A 15,803-nucleotide genomic window follows, 5' to 3' on the forward strand; every position below is an offset into this window, starting at 1 on the left:
ACGGAACCGTTAGAATATTATAAGAAAAGAGAGGTATTGCTATGAAATTAACACCATACGAACAGGATATGCTGGACGGTAAATTCGGCCGTTTCAAACAGATCGCGCTGGAAAATGTTTTAAAATATGCCCGGGTCGTAGGCGCGGAGGAACTGGTTGAGATAACAAAATCCACGCTGTATTTTGGGGCACACTCCTACCTGGAAACCTGCAAGGCAGATACATATGATGAAATCTTTGCAAAGATGTATCTCTGTACAGATGAGAAAGTAGAATTAGGTGAATTTGAGAAGACCTGTTACTGTCAGACCTGCGTTGCTCCATGTGACCAGTATGAGTATGAGGTGACACATTTGCCGAAGGAATTGTTTGATAAGAACACGGAATATTTAAAACGTACCCTAAAAGCCGGATGCTGCATTGCAGGCTCCTGTACACCGTATCTGAACGGCTGGGTGCCGCTGTTCGGAGAACATGTGGTGACATCGGAATCCAGCAATATCACTATGAGCAACTCTGCTTTCGGTGCAAGGTGCAACGCGGATGGGGAAGAGGCGATCACATGGATCTCTATCTGCGGACGTGCTCCGAAATGGGGATTTTATCTTCCGGAAAACCGTTATGCGGATACCATTTATCATATCGAATGTAAATCAGAGACAAGGTTTGACTGGGATATTATCGGCTACACGGTGGGGCGTATGCTTCCCTCAGCAGGAGTTCCTGTTCTGACCGGCGATTTCCACAGACCTACATTGACCATGCTGAAACAGTGCTTTACAGCTATGGCAACCACAAGCGCATGTGAGATGTGTCACATTGTTGGCGTGACGCCGGAGGCTCGTTCCCTGGAGGACGCCCGGGGTAATAAGCCGCTTAGAGGTGAATTTACGATCACACAGGAAGATTATGAGGAGTCCCGCCGCCAGATCTGCAGCGCAGGGGAAGGCAGGATCAATTTTGTCCTGATGGGATGTCCTCACTACAGCCTGGAAGATATTCAGCAGGTAGCCGCTTATATTGACGGTAAGAAAGTGGCAGATGGGGTGGAGTTCCATGTCTGGACAGATATGTCCACACTTGCCATGGCAAAGGCCAGCGGTTTTGTTAAGACCATAGAGGATGCCGGAGGCAATGTATTGTCAAGCAGCTGCGCAATGGTTATGGACCCTGCGGCATTTGAACATGTAACAGCCATGGTGACAGACTCCGGCAAACAGGGACACTATATGCACTCCTGCTTTGGTGCAGGCAGGCATGTTCCAATCTATTATGGTGATATCTGTAAATGCATTGATGCGGCGGAAGCAGGCTACTGGAAAGGAGAAGCGTGATGGAGAAAAATATAATAAAAGGACGCGGAGCCTATGAAGGTGTTATGGAAGGGGAAGCGCTGGTTCTTCCTGACAGTGTACAGGGATGGGCCGGCCTGGATGAAAAAACAGGTATTATCATTGAGGAGGCAAACAGTAAATACGGAGCGTATATAGGGGGGAAGATTTTGATCCTTCCCTGCGCTAAGGGAAGTAACGGATGGGCGAGTCATTTTTACTCCGCTTCCGTGGCAGGACATAAACCAACAGCATGGGTGATCGAAAAACTGGATTCCCGCTGTGCTGCCTGTATTGTGGAACTTGGCATACCCGCTGTGGTGGAGACAGAGGAGGAAGCCTGCAAGATCATTCATGACGGAGATTATATTCGTGTGGATGGGAATCAGGGGACGGTAGAGATCCTCAGGAGAGCGGAATAGAAAATAGCTGTAGAATTTTGTGATTTCTGTATATTTAAAGAAAGACATCCATAACCTTATGATAAATGGAATGTAACGATTCAGTATCAGTGCATTTACTGCGCTGACCGTAAGAACGTGTAAAGCAGTCATGCGATTCTGTATGGATTTTCGTTTATAACTGCAGTGCTGAACAGTTACAAACAAAAGTACGCGATGCCGGACTTTCTATTATAAAATATTTCATGCATTGGAGGGATTATGGATGTTCTTTTATTATGATGCCACATATCTTTTGGTTCTCGCAGGGGTGATTCTCTGCGTGATCGCCTCAGCGAATGTGAATCAGACCTACAAGAAATACAGTACCGTGGGGAATGCCAGGCAGATGACGGCAGAACAGGCAGCCAGGACTATTTTAGACCAGGCGGGAATCCGTCAGGTTAGAATTGAAAGAGTGGGTGGAAACCTGACAGATCACTATGACCCCAGAAGCAAGGTGCTGCGCCTGTCGGAGACCGTTTACAATTCCCAGTCTGTGGCAGCCATCGGCGTGGCGGCCCACGAGTGCGGCCACGCCATTCAGGATGACGTGGGGTATGTGCCCATTAAAATAAGAGGAGCCATTGTTCCGGCGGTAAACTTTGGTTCTGCCCTCTGCTGGCCGCTGTTTCTTATCGGCCTTCTCATGGGAGCGCCGGGGCTGGTAAATGCGGGAATTATTTTGTTCTCTCTTGTAGTTGTATTCCAGCTTGTGACGCTCCCGGTGGAGTTTAATGCCTCAGGCAGAGCGCTCCGCATTCTGGACGGGACGGGGATCCTGTCGGGAAGCGAGCTGCAGGGAGCGGGAAAGGTGCTCCGGGCAGCCGCGCTGACATATGTTGCATCTGCCCTGTCAACCATTTTACAACTTCTGCGTTTGGTACTGCTTTCCGGACGGCGGAGAAATTAGATACTACCGCATGACATATCCCAATGTTGCAGATAACCTTTTTACAGCTGCAACAAGTGTTTCACTGATCGTACGCTCTTCTTCCCCGGTCAGTGTGTTTCCGCTGATGCTGATAGCGCCCAGAGGTGTGTTGGTGTAATTCATCACAAGAGCGCCTACGCAGAATATATTATATTCATTTTCTTCCCTGTCCAGAGCATAATGCCGTTGTTTGATCTCACTGATATCCTGCAGCAGTGCGTGAACATCTGTAATGGTATGCTCTGTGAGAGGCTTTACATCAAATTTTTCCCAACGTTCTATGATCTCATTGTTGGAATAAGCGGACAGGATGGCTTTACCGGCACTTGTACAGTACAGTGGGGATCGGCGTCCTACGTTGGTATATACAGAGAAGGACGGTGCAGTCTGTCCAATACTCTGAACACATAGAAGCTGGTTGTTATCTTCAATGGAAAACTGGGCGACCCGGCCGGTCTCTCTGCTCAAATCTGCAAGTGTGGAGTTGATCAAAGATATCTGGTCCAGATTCTGGACAGCATTGATGCCCACTTCATAGGCCTTTAACGTAAGGCTGTATTCATTATTGTTTCGCTTCTCAATATAACCGTTTTCCACTAAGGTATAAACCAAACGGGAAAGGGATGCCTTGCTGATATTTATTTTATCATGTAATTCAGCTAATGTCATATTGCCTGTACGGGATATAGTCTCGAGAATCTGAAAAGCACGGTCAATAGCCTGAATGGTTTCCATTTTTTGTATTGCTTTGCTCAAAGTTATATCCTCCTTCTTAAAATAGTATTTTTTTAATTATACCGTTATATCAGGTAGTGTGCAAGAAGATTTTTGAACGCTAAGTCTTAATTGTGGTTTATTATATGGAAAATAGAATTTCTAATAGTTAAAATGAAATGTTCTTACGCTTAATGAAATAAAACTGTTTTGGGTTAAAATGCATAAAAGCACAGGGTAAAGCTTATGCAATATTTTTTGATATAATATTTGAAAAGTGAATTAAAATATTGTAAAATGAAATAAATAGATAAAATAGAAATATAAAATAAAAAAATGAAACAAAGGAGAGGGAAATGGAAGAAATGAGACGCGTATCGCTGTCCATGTTCAGCGATCAGGACATGCAGAGAGTACATGATTATTCTATGAAACTGTTGAAAGAGAATGGTGTTAATATTCCAAGTGACAGAGCAATTGATCTTTTCAAAAAACATGGTTTTCGTGTAGATGGCACACAGGTCTATATGACAGAGTCACAAGTAAGAGATGCGCTGGAGAAAGCACCCGCCCAGTTCGTGATGAATGGCCTGGATTCTAAAAAGCGTATTCATCTGGGCGGTGGTGATTATGGTGTTCCAGGTCCTATTGGGCCTGTAAATGTAACAGACTTGGATAAAGGCCTGCGTCAGGGAACCTTACAGGATGTAATCAATTTGGTTAAGATCTACCAGGGCAGTAAGGTTATGACCATGAACTCTAATAATGGGGTTGAGGCCAATGATGTGGATCCTGTGAACCGTCATCTGGAGATCATGCGTGCTGTGTTGAATCACACAGATAAACCTTTCTACACAAAATTGTTTTCTTATAAAGAGATGCATCAGGCAATAGATATGGTGGAGATTGCTGCCGGTGAGAAACTCCGGCCGGGCGGAAAAGTATATCTGGCACCGGGTTCTGCACCTTCCATGAGTCCCATGTCTTACAGCCGTGAAGTGGCGGACAATATTATTGCACTGGCAGAACGGGGACAGGCTGTTACCATGGGGACTGCCACAAGTACGGGAGTCACCGGGCCTATTCGTATCTTCGGCACCATCACCATGCAGAATGCGGAGGTCCTTGCGGGCATTGTTTTGGCACAGCTGGTCAATCCGGGAAATCCTGTGGGTTACGGTGTCGGAGCCTGCCCAGGTAATATGAAGGGAGCTACTTACTGCTGTGGTTCACCGGGACGTGTTATGCTTCAGATCGGTTCCATGGAGATGGGAAAGAAATTTTATAATCTGCCCTCCAGGACCATTCCTTACAGTACAGATGCCCTTAACTGCGATATCCAATGCGGTATTGAGTCTTATGAGGGCACTATGGCAAATATCCTTTCCAATGCAGATTACCAGTTGTCTGAGATAGGTACTTTGGGCGGTCTGATGACTACATCCTATGAGAAGACCATCATTGACGAGGAGATCACCAGCCGTCTGCTTTATATCAGGAATGGAATTGATGTCTCAATGGATGCAGCCTCTCTGGAATCTATTATGGAGGAAGGGAGCGGCGGTCAGTTTATTACCAGTGATGATACACTTGACTATATGTATGATTCCTGGTATCCGGACTATACAGATTGGAACAGCACCTATAAGACCAGGCCTATGGGGGATTATACTTATGTTCTCCGCCGTGCAAATCAGGAGTGGAAACGCCGTATAGAGGAGGCGCCGGAAACGCTGCTGGATAAGAGTGTGGCAAAAGAAATTGATGCTTATGTGGAAAAACACAGAAAATAATAAAATATCACCATGTATATTACCTGTAAATGTTATGTTTTCATTTTAGGTGATCACATATGGAGCGTTAGGGGAATGTCCTTGATATCCGCGGACATTCCCTATATTAAAAGTAAAATAAAAGTGAAACAAATATATGAAAAATGAAATGAATGAAAGGAGATTGAATCATGGCAAAAGCAAAAGCAACCGCAGACACCAGTCTTTGCAAAGGCTGCCGTTTGTGTGTAGGCGTATGTCCGGTGGAAGCCATTGAGCCTCTCACGGAGATCAACAAAAAAGGATATGAGATCATTCAGATTCACGAAGATACCTGTATAGGCTGCGGACAGTGTTACAAAATCTGTCCTGATTATGTATTTACCATTGAGTAGGAGGAGGCAGAAAAGATGAGTAAAGGATTTCAGTTGATGAAAGGCAATGAGGCGATCGCTGAGGCTGCCCTTCGTGCAGGATGCCGTTTTTATGCAGGCTATCCGATCACTCCCCAGAGTGAGATATTGGAATATATGTCAGCCAATATGGCGGACCGGGGAGGGGTTTTTATCCAGGGTGAGAGTGAGATTGCAAGTATGAGTATGCTTTGGGGAGCAGCAGCGTGCGGGGAGCGTGTTATGACAAGTTCTTCCGGGCCGGGCTATGACCTGAAGCAGGAAGGAATCTCCTATCTTTCCTCTTATAATCTTCCGGCAGTTATCATAGATGTTATGCGCTATGGGGTTGGTGACGGTGAGATCACGGAGGGACAGGATTCCTACTGGCTGGCTACAAGAGGCGGCGGACACGGAGATTCCAGACAATTGGTCCTCACACCTGCTTCCGTGCAGGAATGCGCGCAGCTTACCTATGAGGCGTTTGACCTGGCTGAAAAATACCGCACCGTAGTGATCATTTTAAGTGACGGCGGGATCAGCCAGATGATAGAGAAGGTAGTCCTTCCTGAAGCCAAGGAACATGACAGGAGCAAATTTGACTGGGCGATCAAAGGCGAAAAGAAAAAAGATGAGCCCAAAGTAAAAGTGACCAATCTGGACCGTTCCATGAATTATGAAGAGTATGACGCCATGATGCGGAAAAAATTCTCTGATATGTATCATAAGGAGCAGCGCTATGAGAACTTTATGACAGAGGATGCAGAGCTGATTCTGGTAGCATACGGTATTTCGTCCAGGATTTGTAAGTCGGCAGTCAGAAGGGCAAGGGAAGCGGGCATGAAGCTGGGTCTGATCCGCCCCATCACCGCGTGGCCTTATCCTAAGAAAGCCTTTGAGAATCTGCCGAAAGGACTGAAGGGGCTTGTGACAGTTGAGATGAGCCTGTCCTCCCAGATGGGCCTTGATATCCGCCTGGCTACGGAATATAAGGTTCCGCTGTACGGTTATCTCACATCAAAATATGTTCCCACGACCCAGGGAATCGTAGACTTCTGCAGGGAGATACTTGCGGGAGATGTTAAGGAACTGGAGGTATATTGATATGGCAGCGAAAATGAAAAAACCAGAGATGATCAACCAGCAGGTGGGATGGTGCCCGGGCTGCGGACACGGTATCATACAGAGATTGATCGCAGAGTGCTGCGAGGAAGTGGGAATGGCAGAAAAGACCATTCAGGTCGTGGATATTGCCTGTGCGTACTGGTCTATTGATACTCTGAACTGTGACGGGATCGCAGGCCCTCACGGGCGGTGTGCAGCAGTGGCAACCGGAATTAAAAAGATCTATCCGGATTCCAATGTATATGTACATGCAGGGGACGGATGTTCTTATGTGATCGGACTTTCCGAGACCTGTTACGCGGCACAGCGGAATGTGCCCATTACTATGATCGTGGTAAATAACGGCATATTTGGTATGACAGGCGGGCAGATGTGTCCTGCTACAACACTGGTAGGAGATAAGACCGTCAGCAGTAAAAAAGGAAGGGACGACAAAGTGGCAGGAGAGCCCTTTGACATGTTGAATATCCTTCAGAATTATAAAATCGCATATGCGGCAAGAGGCTCCCTGTGCGACCCGAAACAGATTGACCGGACAAAGAAGATGTTAAAAAAAGGATTTGAAAACCAGAGGGATAAGAAAGGCTTTTCTATCATAGAAATCCTTTCTCCATGCCCTACCAACTGGAAACTGTCACCGGCAGATGCCATGAAGAAAATGAAAGAGGAAAATGAAAAGGTATTTCCGGTGAAAGTATATGTGGATAATGGGGGTGAAGAATAATGGCTGATATTATGTTTGCAGGCATCGGCGGCCAGGGTGTACTGACTGCCGGAAAGATCCTGATCGAGATAGCGGCGGAGAACGGCAAAAACGTGAGCTGGACAAGCGAGTATTCCGCTGAGATGCGCGGCGGTATTGCTCTTTGCCGTGTGGTGGTATCAGATGAGGAGATCGGAAGTCCGTATCCGGATTACCTGGATGTCCTTTGCTGTATGAATGAGGATGCTTATGACAAATATGTGCCCGATATGCGGGACGGGGGAAAAGTAGTGATCAACCGTTCTGTATTTGGTCAGAAACAGTTCCCTGAAAACGTAGAGGTATATGGTGTGGATGCGGTGGGGATCGCTTCCGAGATGGAGAATCCCAGAGGCTTGAATCTGATCGTTCTGGGAGCCATGATCAAGGCTACCGGCATGATGGATGTCAACGAGTTTGCTGATACGCTGGAAGCTTATTTCAATAAAAAGGGCAAGGCAAGTGATAAGAATGTGCAGTGCTTTATGATGGGATATGAAAGAGCAGAGAAGATGCAGTGAGGGATAGAGCATGGATTTGAAAAAGTTATTAAAACCAAAAACAGTTGCCATTGTAGGTGCCAGTGAAAAAGCCGGTTTTGGCGGTGACACCACCCGCAATTATCTGAAGTTTTCCAAAAATCTGGACAATCTGTATCTGGTAAATCCGGGAAGGGACAGTATTTTGGGACAGAAAGCATATCACTCCCTGTCAGAGATTGATGGGGATGTGGACCTGGTGATCTTATGTACTCCCCAGAAAACCATACTGCCGCTGTTAAGGGAGGCAGCAGAGAAAAACTGCGGAGGCGCCGTGGTATTTGCCAGTGGATACGGTGAGACAGGTGCAGAGGGAAAAGCACTGCAAAAAGAGCTGGTCAGCGAAGCCGACCGCCTGGGAATCGCTGTCATGGGGCCAAACTGCGCGGGCTTTGCCAATTTTGTTGACGGCATATTTGCCTTTGCCTTTCTTGTGGAGGAGCGGGACCGCTTTGGCAATATCGGAATGATATCCCAGAGCGGACAGATTGTGCTGGGAGGTCTGGACAGCCCCAATATGGGATTTTCCCATGTGATATCCTCCGGCAATTCATGCAATGTAAAGGTAGAGGATTACCTGGACTTTTTAGTGGAAGACGATGACACGAAAGTCATTGCTGCGTACATAGAAGGCATTACAAAACCAGGAAAATTAGTGGAAACATTCCGCAAGGCTGCCTTGAAAAAGAAGCCTGTTGTGGTATTGAAGACAGGACGCTCCGGCAAAGCGCAGGAACTTGCCGCCTCCCACACAGGTTCTCTGTCGGGGGCAGACAAAGTCCTTCGGGCTGTATTCAGACGTTATGGCGTCATAGAAGCCAGGGACCTGGAAGAACTGTGCGGACTGGCTGCAGCGTTCTCCTGGCTTGAAAGCCTGCCAAAGGGGCAAAGATGTGTATTTATGAATGTATCCGGCGGGGAAGCCGGGGTCATGGCCGATCTGGCAGATGAATTCGGAATACAACTGGCAGATTACGATCCCGAGACAAAGGCGTACCTGCAGACTTTGGTTCCGGATTACGGTTCCGTTAATAACCCGTTTGATATGACGGCAGGGATCGGATACAACACACCGGTTATGGTGCAGGCCATGAAAGCCATCTCCAGGGATGAGCACGTGGATGCGATATGTATTGCGTATACCATCACACCCAAGATATGGGATGATACCATTTCCCATATGGTGGAAGCCGTATCTATTGCCAGGAATGATCCGGATATGAAACCTGTATTCTGGATTCCTTTCATTGAGCACTCCAGGCATCAGGAAAGTGCGGATATTCTGCAGAGGGCAGGTGTTCCGCTGCTTCCTTCGGGACGGTATGGATGCCGGATATTGAAACAGATCCTGGATTTTGCGGGCTTTGATTTCCAGGATACAGAAGCGGCAATTCCCGAAAAAAATCATAAGATTTCCAGAGGACTCAGCGAATATGAGAGTCTGAATTATCTGAAGGATCATGGCGTACCCATACCGCCTCAGGCGGTGGCGGCCTCGGCAGACGAAGCTGTGTTAAAAGCTGCCGATCTGGGATATCCTCTGTCCGTAAAAATACATTCTGCTGATATTCAGCATAAATCTGATGTTGGCGGCGTGAAATTAAATATAAAAGACGAGGCAAATCTGCGGGCGGCATTTGAAACCGTGATGGATAACTGCAGGAAAAATGCGCCGGATGCAAACCTGGAAGGGGTATTGTTAAAACCTATGCTGAGGGCAGGGGTTGAGATGATCATCGGTGTGAACAACGATAAAGATTTCGGCCCTATGATCATGGTTGGAATGGGCGGTGTGTTTGTAGAACTGTTCAAAGATGTGCAGCTTGCTCCTGCGCCCCTTTCCAAAGAACAGGCCCGCAGGATACTGGAGAACCTGAACTCTTATCCCCTGCTGAACGGTTACCGGGGCAATCCGGTGTGTAATAAAGAAGCATTGGCTGATCTGCTGGTAAGTATCAGCAAAATGGCAGCAGACGGAAAGGACAGTATAAAAGAACTGGATATCAATCCTGTCTTTGTGACAGAGGAAGGTGTGTCTATTGCAGATGCATTGCTGATACAGTATGAGGATACATTCTAACAAAAATCCATCGCCCAAGGTGATTCCCATGGATTTTTACTTTAAACGGTGAAGGTATCGCATCTTTACAGGAATATTTAAAGAAATCGGAGGACAGATCATGGAATTGAAAGAACTGGTAAGCCAGGAGGCATCTCCTGCGCTGGGACCTTATTGTCATGGAAGAAAGTACGGAAATATGATCATTACCTCAGGCCAGATCCCCCTTACAAAAGACGGAGAATATGTCTACGAGATCAAGGCGGCAACAATGCTGGTGCTGCATAATCTGCTCAGTATTGTGGAAGCGGGCGGAGGATGTAAGGAAAGTGTAGCCCGGGTTGACGTGTTCATCAACAGCCTGGATGATTTTGCTGCCATGAATGAGGCTTATGCGGAATTTTTCGGAAACCATAAACCCACCAGGGTGTGTGTGCAGGTGGAAGCCCTTCCGGAAGGCGTACCTCTAGAGGCATCTATGACCGCTTTTGCGGAAGAATAAAAAGAAGATATGAAAAAGCCATAATATGAGGAGGCTTACATGAAAAGAATTGCATTGAAAGGCGGTTTGCTCATTGACGGCACCGGGGCTGCGGCGGTAACAGATAGCCTGGTGCTTGTGGATAACGGCAGGATCACATATGCAGGCAAAGAAAAAGCAGTACCGGATGGATACCATGTAATTGATATTGCAGGCAAAACCATCATGCCGGGGCTGATTGACGCCCATCTGCATTTTTCCGGCAATCTTACGGATAATGACAGTGACTGGGTGCTGGAGGATAATATCCAGAAAGCGGTGGTAGCGGTACAGCAGTCCCGCGAATGTCTGGAGACAGGTCTGACAACGGTGGGGGAAATATCCAGGTTTGGTATCCACATTCGGAATATGATAGAGGCAGGTGTGATGAAAGGCCCAAGAGTAGTGGCCTCAGGGTTGGGATTTTGCGCCACATGCAGCCATGGGGATTCCCACAAGGTATCCATAGAGATGAATCAGGCAGCTCATCCGTGGGCGGAATGTGTGGATAGTCCCTGGGATCTTAGAAAGGCAGTGAGGCGGCGCCTCAGGGAAAATCCGGATGCCATTAAAATCTGGGCAACAGGCGGGGGCATCTGGCGCTGGGAGACAGCCATGGACCAGCATTACACCATGGAGGAAGTGCAGGCAGTGGTGGATGAGTGCAATATGCGCCACATTCCTGTTTGGTCCCATTGTTTTGGAAGTGCGTACAATTCTGCGAAGGCAGGAGTTCATTTAATTATACATGGGCAGTCGCTGGATGACGAGACACTGGATATTATGGCAGAAAAGAAGATTGCTTTTTGTCCAACCATTCATTTTATGCCGGCTTGGTTTGATACGTTCCCTCCCAAATATGATCCAAAGCTCCACGACAAATATCCGGGTGATACGGTAAAAGAAAAGGAACTGAACCGCATCTATGATAATCTGAGGAAGGCAAACGCCAAAGGCATTCTCCTTACGATTGGTTCAGACTCTTTCAACTCTCAGATGACTCCTTATGGAGAGACAACGGTTGGAGAATTGTACGCATTTGTTGAAAAGGCGGGAATCAGTGAAATGGATGCCATCGTGGCGGCAACCATCAATGGTGCCAGAGCCCTCCGGGTAGATGATATCACCGGGTCTCTGGAAGAAGGAAAGAGTGCCGATCTGCTGGTCATAGACGGTGATCCGCTGGAGGATATCAGAACCATAGCAGTGGAACATATGGATGTGATCATGAAAGAAGGAGAGTTTATTAAAAACAGGCTGGAGAGCCAGTAAATCCAATGCCCGGCTGCACAGTGCGGCCGGGCATAAATGATTTTGCTTAGGACGGTGAAGGTACCGATCAGATATACTTTTTCAAATAGATCATATCTACTAACTGCTGTCCTTCTTCATACATGGGGTGGTCGTAATTGTCTATAAAAAAGTTTTTTACAATGTGTGACTTTTCAAATCCGCATTTTTCGTAAAAACGGAGTATCATCGGGCTGTTGCCTGTTCCCACATATAACTCGCTGCCTGCATTTTTGTAGTGATCAGCAATATATGAGATTAGATACTGTCCATATCCTTTCCTTTGATACTTGGGGATCGTGACGATATTTTTGATTTCATAGACGCCGGGCTGTTCTTGTGTGACCACGCAGACTGCCTTAAGATCATGCTCCCACAAGGCAAACATATCACCGCGATACAAGTATTTTTCTATCATATCGATCTGTTCATCCGCGATAAGGAGCAAGTCCATGTAGTTAGCTTTATCGCTGTCATTGATCTTCAAAATTTCCATTGGCTGGTTTTCCTTTCCTATTTTCTATCAGTGCTACAGGATCTATTATACCTTTTCCGATTATAAATAGGGGAACATACATGGCTGTAAAAAATAAAGGTGCGGCTTTTTATTACCGTACTTCCGGAAGGGAGCAAAGTTTTAATATTTTAAAAAGTGCCGGATACGGTTATAAAAAAGTATGCAGTGCTTCGTTTTTAATTTTATCCATGCTATAATGTTACCGGATAGAAAAATTGATAATTATAAAGAAAGGGATACGGTATGGGAAAGTTTTTAAAGATTTTTTGCATGGCAGCAGTAAGTTTGATAATGCTGTCCGGGTGTGGGGAAAAACAAGAAATACCGGAGCAGCCGGAAACGGAACAGACAGAACAATCTGAAACAGAGGATAAAACAGAGGATAAAACAGAGGATAAAACAGAGGATAAAACAGATGGCAAAGCAGAAGGTAATGAGGCTCAAAATATTACGGAAGAGGAGATTGATTTTAGCAATGCCTTTCAGGGTATAAATGGCTGTGCGGTGCTGTACAGTCCATCAGAAAACAGATATTCCTTTTATAATAAGGCCCTTTCGGAACAAGAAGCTTCCCCCTATTCAACGTTTAAGATTGTTTCAGCGTTAATGGGAGTACATAACGATATTATAACGGATGAGACCTCCACCATGAACTACAATGGAACGGAATATCCTAATCCCGAATGGAATGGGAACTTAACTTTTCAGGAAGCATTTCAAACATCCTGTATATGGTATTTTCGTCAGATCATAGATGCTGTAGGTGAAGATGAGGTGAAAAAAGAGTTAAGTGAGCTGGAATACGGCAACTGTGATATTTCAAAATGGGAGGGCAGTAATATAAATCCATACCCGGAATTAAACGGGTTCTGGTTAAATGCATCGTTGAAAATTTCACCCTTGGAGCAAGTGGCAGTTTTATCAAAAATATTTGAAGGAAAAAGTATCTATGACAGGCAGGACATTGAAATCCTTAAAAAGGTTATGCTGACGCAAGATAACGGAACACAGCAAATATATGGAAAGACCGGTTCAGGTTCTGATGGAGAGGCATGGTTTGTAGGATTTATTGAAACAGCCGAACAAAGGAGATATTTTGCCGTATATCTAAATGATGTATCACAGGAAGATCAGATTTCCGGCAGTACAGCGAAAGAGATCGCCCTAAAAATATTGGAATAGAGATAAGGGAGGATCAGAATCCTGTTTGCGGCAAATTCTCTTTGCAGGATGGAACGTGCTGCGTTTGTCAGTAATTATGAGATGAGCCACTTTGCAAAGTGGCTCATCGGATCATAAATTTTGCATATTCCGTATAATGCGCTGAATGCTTTTGGGAGTTAAGAAATATTTCTCTGACAGTTCCGAGACAGCCATGCCATTTTTATAGCTGTTATATATTTCAATGTTTCTTTCCTTGAAATATGCTCTTGCATCTGTCTTTTCTCCCCATCTGCATCTTTTTGATTTTATTTTTGGAATGTATAAAACTTGCCCGTCAACATATTTCTGGATTTGTTCGACCAATTCTTGGGGCAAAACTTCCAAAGCGTGAATATAGCCCATTGCGCCCTCCTAAAATGTATTTTTTAGGGAAGCAAAGGCTATTGCTATTTTGTTTTTGTGATATGCAGCAGCCTTTGCTGTGCACAATATTTTCTGCTTTTCCTTATGGTCCATCCCCCCTTTGTCTTTATATTATAGTTGAGGACTGTGTCATTTTCAAGTTGCCATAGGGAAAAACATTATGTTATAATCAAAACAGGATTCCTCTGCCTGTGCGGAGGTTATTTATGAATCAAAACAGAAGACTGGCACAACTCTTATTTAAAGATAATTTTATGTTTGGCGCAGTTATGGTAAATGAGGAAATCTGCCGTGATTTTTTGGAAATGGCAGTGGGGTTTCCCATTGAGAAAGTGGAGATCAGCAAGGAAAAAAGTATGATCTACCATCCGGAATACCGGGGGATACGGCTTGATATTATTGCAAGGGATGAAAATAAGACACATTATAATGTTGAAATGCAAGTGTCTCCAAAGTCCCATTTGGGAAAAAGAGCCAGATACTATCATAGCCAAATGGATATGGAACTGCTGTTGACCGGAGAGGACTACAGAGAACTGCCTGCAGCCTATGTGATCTTTATCTGTGATTTTGATCCCTTTGGACAGAAAAAATACCGTTATACTTTCCGGAATATCTGTGCGGAAACAGGACTGCCCGCCGCGGACGGCAGTACCACCATTTTTTTGAGTACCTGCGGAAAAAATGAGGCGGAGGTGCCTGTAAAACTTGTTAAATTCCTTAAATTTGTCAAGGCTGATCGAATAGACAGTGCCCTGGATTATCAGGATGATTTTATCCGAAAGATCCAGAAATTCATGGAACATGTCAGGAGCAGCCGGGAAATGGAGGAGAAGTTTATGTTGCTGGAAGAGTTATTGAAAGATGAGCGTGCGGAAGGAAAGGCGGAAGGCAAGGCGGAATCCATCCTGCTTCTGCTGCAGGATATAGGTTCTGTACCTGATGGACTCAGAAATAAAATCCTAAAAGAGCAGGATATGGAGATCCTGTTAAAATACCTGAAACTGGCGGCACGTGTGGATTCTATCGCAGATTTTGAGAAGGAAATGGATAAAATCTAAACAGCGTTTCTGAAAATAAAAAAAGGATACTGCAGACCTTTGTCTGCAGCATCCTGTCTTACAAATCTATGCCGAATCAGGCATATAACAAATCCTAAAAGACTATTCAAATGACGGGCAGAGGAATCCTAACAGGAGCAGCCGGGAAATGGAGGAGAAGTTTATGTTGCTGGAAGAGTTATTGAAAGATGAGCGTGCGGAAGGTAAGCTGGAAGGCAGAGCAGAAGGCAAGGCGGAATCCATCCTGCTTCTGCTGCAGGATATAGGTTCTGTACCTGATGAACTTAGAAATAAAATCCTGAATGAGCAGGATATGGATATTCTGTTAAAATACCTGAAACTGGCGGCACGTGTGGATTCTATCGCAGATTTTGAGAAGGAAATGGATAAAATCTAAACAGCATTTCTGAAAATGAAAAAGAGGATACTGCAGACTTTTGTCTGCAGCATCCTGTCTTACAAATCTATGCCGAATCAGGCATATAACAAATCCTAAAAGACTATTCAAATGACGGGCAGAGGAATTCTAATAGCCGGTACAACACTCTACAAGTTACCCTGAAATAGGAATAGTAATATTATAACAAAACATTATCAATGGATCTTCAATAACAGGACCTGAGTTCGTGAGACAACGGATATAGTGTCTGCATCAGCCGGCTGTTCCTGCATGGTACAGCGTAAGAAGAAAGGCTTTCCTTTCTGGCAGCTGAGGGCAGGAGTGTGTCTGAAACCGGACGGAAGAACATAAATATACCGTATAAAATACAAATTCTCTCC

The 15,803-nt window shown here is 45.3% G+C and carries 18 protein-coding genes; 15 read left to right on the top strand and 3 right to left on the bottom strand.

What is annotated here, in order from left to right:
* Positions 1 to 41: 41 nt before the first annotated feature.
* The 3 genes from CI595_RS10995 (at position 42) to CI595_RS11005 (ending at position 2,684) form a co-directional block, all read left to right on the top strand.
* A complete protein-coding gene (locus CI595_RS10995) occupies positions 42 to 1,334 on the top strand; it encodes an aconitase X (RefSeq protein ID WP_095173316.1) in 1,293 nt (430 codons plus the stop codon).
* Positions 1,334 to 1,753 (top strand): aconitase X swivel domain-containing protein, encoded by a 420-nt coding sequence (locus CI595_RS11000; protein ID WP_095173317.1) that lies wholly within the window; start codon positions 1,334 to 1,336, stop codon positions 1,751 to 1,753. The genes CI595_RS10995 and CI595_RS11000 overlap by 1 nt, the downstream gene beginning before the upstream one ends.
* A gap of 244 nt (positions 1,754 to 1,997) precedes the next feature.
* Positions 1,998 to 2,684 (top strand): zinc metallopeptidase, encoded by a 687-nt coding sequence (locus CI595_RS11005; protein ID WP_095173318.1) that lies wholly within the window; start codon positions 1,998 to 2,000, stop codon positions 2,682 to 2,684.
* A gap of 3 nt (positions 2,685 to 2,687) precedes the next feature.
* On the opposite strand, the gene CI595_RS11010 is transcribed toward CI595_RS11005, so the two are convergent.
* Positions 2,688 to 3,461, bottom strand: coding sequence for an IclR family transcriptional regulator (locus tag CI595_RS11010; protein WP_095173319.1), 774 nt, complete (start codon positions 3,459 to 3,461; stop codon positions 2,688 to 2,690).
* Positions 3,462 to 3,775: 314 nt separating this feature from the next.
* Between CI595_RS11010 and CI595_RS11015 the strand changes: the two genes are divergently transcribed.
* The 8 genes from CI595_RS11015 (at position 3,776) to CI595_RS11050 (ending at position 11,840) form a co-directional block, all read left to right on the top strand.
* Positions 3,776 to 5,212 carry a trimethylamine methyltransferase family protein gene (locus tag CI595_RS11015; RefSeq protein ID WP_095173320.1) on the top strand — a complete coding sequence of 479 codons (1,437 nt, stop codon included), beginning with the start codon at positions 3,776 to 3,778 and terminating at the stop codon, positions 5,210 to 5,212.
* 170 nt (positions 5,213 to 5,382) lie between these two features.
* The gene (locus tag CI595_RS11020) at positions 5,383 to 5,586 is read left to right on the top strand and encodes a 4Fe-4S binding protein (RefSeq protein WP_095173321.1); all 204 of its coding nucleotides are present in this window, start codon (positions 5,383 to 5,385) and stop codon (positions 5,584 to 5,586) included.
* Between the two features lie 15 nt (positions 5,587 to 5,601).
* Positions 5,602 to 6,687 (top strand): 3-methyl-2-oxobutanoate dehydrogenase subunit VorB, encoded by a 1,086-nt coding sequence (gene vorB / locus CI595_RS11025; RefSeq protein WP_095173322.1) that lies wholly within the window; start codon positions 5,602 to 5,604, stop codon positions 6,685 to 6,687.
* A gap of 1 nt (position 6,688) precedes the next feature.
* Positions 6,689 to 7,432 (top strand): thiamine pyrophosphate-dependent enzyme, encoded by a 744-nt coding sequence (locus tag CI595_RS11030; RefSeq protein WP_095173323.1) that lies wholly within the window; start codon positions 6,689 to 6,691, stop codon positions 7,430 to 7,432.
* Entirely contained in the window at positions 7,432 to 7,971 is a 540-nt protein-coding gene (locus CI595_RS11035) for a 2-oxoacid:ferredoxin oxidoreductase subunit gamma family protein (RefSeq protein ID WP_095173324.1), read from the top strand. The genes CI595_RS11030 and CI595_RS11035 overlap by 1 nt, the downstream gene beginning before the upstream one ends.
* 10 nt (positions 7,972 to 7,981) lie before the next feature.
* A complete protein-coding gene (locus CI595_RS11040; RefSeq protein WP_095173325.1) occupies positions 7,982 to 10,069 on the top strand; it encodes an acetate--CoA ligase family protein in 2,088 nt (695 codons plus the stop codon).
* Positions 10,070 to 10,169: 100 nt separating this feature from the next.
* Complete coding sequence (locus tag CI595_RS11045; RefSeq protein ID WP_095173326.1) at positions 10,170 to 10,550, top strand: RidA family protein; 381 nt, start codon at positions 10,170 to 10,172, stop codon at positions 10,548 to 10,550.
* Positions 10,551 to 10,589: 39 nt separating this feature from the next.
* Positions 10,590 to 11,840 (top strand): metal-dependent hydrolase family protein, encoded by a 1,251-nt coding sequence (locus tag CI595_RS11050; protein ID WP_095173327.1) that lies wholly within the window; start codon positions 10,590 to 10,592, stop codon positions 11,838 to 11,840.
* A 67-nt stretch (positions 11,841 to 11,907) separates the two neighbouring features.
* On the opposite strand, the gene CI595_RS11055 is transcribed toward CI595_RS11050, so the two are convergent.
* Entirely contained in the window at positions 11,908 to 12,354 is a 447-nt protein-coding gene (locus tag CI595_RS11055; RefSeq protein ID WP_095173328.1) for a GNAT family N-acetyltransferase, read from the bottom strand.
* Between the two features lie 80 nt (positions 12,355 to 12,434).
* On the opposite strand from CI595_RS11055, the gene CI595_RS26045 reads away from it, so the two are divergent.
* The gene (locus CI595_RS26045; RefSeq protein WP_156087466.1) at positions 12,435 to 12,572 is read left to right on the top strand and encodes a hypothetical protein; all 138 of its coding nucleotides are present in this window, start codon (positions 12,435 to 12,437) and stop codon (positions 12,570 to 12,572) included.
* Between the two features lie 46 nt (positions 12,573 to 12,618).
* A complete protein-coding gene (locus tag CI595_RS11060; protein ID WP_095173329.1) occupies positions 12,619 to 13,557 on the top strand; it encodes a penicillin-binding transpeptidase domain-containing protein in 939 nt (312 codons plus the stop codon).
* 111 nt (positions 13,558 to 13,668) lie between these two features.
* Here the strand turns inward: CI595_RS11060 and CI595_RS11065 are convergent, their stop codons facing one another.
* Positions 13,669 to 13,941, bottom strand: coding sequence for a CD3324 family protein (locus CI595_RS11065; protein ID WP_095173330.1), 273 nt, complete (start codon positions 13,939 to 13,941; stop codon positions 13,669 to 13,671).
* A gap of 227 nt (positions 13,942 to 14,168) precedes the next feature.
* Here CI595_RS11065 and CI595_RS11070 point away from each other — a divergent pair, with 227 nt between their 5' ends.
* Both CI595_RS11070 and CI595_RS11075 read left to right on the top strand, forming a co-directional pair.
* Positions 14,169 to 15,023 carry an Rpn family recombination-promoting nuclease/putative transposase gene (locus CI595_RS11070; protein WP_095173331.1) on the top strand — a complete coding sequence of 285 codons (855 nt, stop codon included), beginning with the start codon at positions 14,169 to 14,171 and terminating at the stop codon, positions 15,021 to 15,023.
* 148 nt (positions 15,024 to 15,171) lie between these two features.
* Entirely contained in the window at positions 15,172 to 15,420 is a 249-nt protein-coding gene (locus tag CI595_RS11075; protein WP_187144018.1) for a hypothetical protein, read from the top strand.
* Positions 15,421 to 15,803: the final 383 nt, after the last annotated feature.

This window comes from Blautia hominis (assembly GCA_002270465.1).
Classification (GTDB): Bacteria; Bacillota; Clostridia; order Lachnospirales; family Lachnospiraceae; genus Blautia; species Blautia hominis.